The organism is Streptomyces fildesensis (assembly GCF_016107395.1).
Taxonomy (GTDB): Bacteria; Actinomycetota; Actinomycetes; order Streptomycetales; family Streptomycetaceae; genus Actinacidiphila; species Actinacidiphila fildesensis.
The window spans coordinates 1-1366 of record NZ_JAAIKO010000121.1 but is presented as its reverse complement, the minus strand read 5'-3'; the positions used below and the strand labels follow the sequence as shown (position 1 = coordinate 1366).

The 1366-nt window shown below is 72.1% G+C and carries 2 protein-coding genes; one reads left to right on the top strand and one right to left on the bottom strand.

Annotated features, from left to right (window positions below):
* The coding region (locus C6N31_RS42160) for a cation transporting ATPase C-terminal domain-containing protein (RefSeq protein ID WP_198359609.1) at positions 1-461 on the top strand (461 nt) is incomplete at its 5' end.
* 103 nt (positions 462-564) lie between these two features.
* Here the strand turns inward: C6N31_RS42160 and C6N31_RS44870 are convergent.
* Positions 565-966 carry an acetate--CoA ligase family protein gene (locus tag C6N31_RS44870; protein ID WP_138351993.1) on the bottom strand — a complete coding sequence of 134 codons (402 nt, stop codon included), beginning with the start codon at positions 964-966 and terminating at the stop codon, positions 565-567.
* Positions 967-1366 lie beyond the last annotated feature (400 nt).

Sequence of the window (1366 nt, the reverse complement as noted above, 5' to 3'; positions counted from 1 at the left end):
TCGACTTCGCCACGTTCGGCGTCATGCTGTGGGTCTTCCACTCCGGACCGGTCCAATTCCGCACCGGGTGGTTCGTGGAGTCCCTGGCGACCCAGGCGTTGGTGATCTTCGCGATCCGCACCCGCCGCAGCCCGTTCTGGCGCAGCCGTCCCAGCCTGCCGCTGACACTGGCCGCCTTCGGGGTGGTCGCGGTGGGAGCGGTACTGCCGGCAACGCCCCTGGCGCACACACTCGGCTTCGCGCCGCTCCCGCTGGGCTTCTTCGCCGCCCTGGCGGCCATGGTGGGCTGCTATCTGGGTCTCATCGAGATCGGCAAACGGCTCTTCTACCGACAACAGTCCGCCGCTCCGACCGATCCGATCCGCAGGCGGGACCCCTGGCGCCATCTGCGGCGTCGTCGGGCCGGCTTCAGCGTTCCCGGCCGGTTGGGCCACCGCCGGCCCCTCGTACGGGCCGGCTGAACAGGGAAGGCAGGACCTGCGCGGCTGAGCCCTGGGGCCCAGCCGCGCAGGTTGACCGGCCGCACTCCGCACGTCCGTGAAGTGCCTTTTCGCGGACCCGGATTCAACGCAGCCGGCGCAGGTACGGATCGTGGACGCGGCGGGGCAGCAGGCGGATGCGGGCGTCGCGCGCGGTGACGCCGCTGGGCCCGGCGACGACCGTGTCGATGGCGGCTTCCGCGAGTTGTGGCAGATCTTCGGCCATCCGTGACAACCGCAGCAGCAGCGTCTTCACCCCCCCGATGTCCGCGCTACCGCCGTGGCGCCCGGGGAGCAGCGAGGAGCAGCGCGGGTCGGCGAGCAGCGCTCGAGCGTCACGCTCGGTGAGCGGGGCGGGCCGGGTGGCCGGTTCGGCAAGCGGATCGCAGGCGATACGGCAGGCGTCGGCGGCCATGATGCCCGCGCCGCGTGAGTTCGACACCACGGCGACGTTGGTCCCGGGCGGCAGCGGCTGGGAGTGCAGCATGTCCGCGGCGTCGAGGAGTTCGCCAAGGGTTCGGGTGACGATGACTCCGGCTTGGGTGAACAGCGCCTGTCGGGTCGTGGCCGGGACGTCATGGTCCGCGCTGCCTACGGCGGCCGAACGCCGGCCGGGGTGCGGGCCGCCGTGTCGACGGTCAGGACCGGCAAGTGCCGGGCGAGCTCGGGTTCCGTTCCACGATCCTGCCGACGGTGGGCCAGCGCGCAGGGGCTGGCCGGGGCAGCCGCGAGGGCCGTTCGGCCCTGATGGGTGCGGAGGTCCCGACAGGCTGTAAGCCGGGCAGGGCCGAACGGCTGCTCCGCGGGGACCTGCGGACCCTGGGCGGCCTCTCGTCGGCGAACGAGCATGGAGACACCTGAACTGTGAAGGAGTGAGGCGACGATGA

Bases quoted from the DNA above. Each gene is read 5' to 3' on its own strand.
- C6N31_RS44870 (WP_138351993.1), bottom strand. From the start codon at position 966: ATGCTGCACTCCCAGCCGCTGCCGCCCGGGACCAACGTCGCCGTGGTG.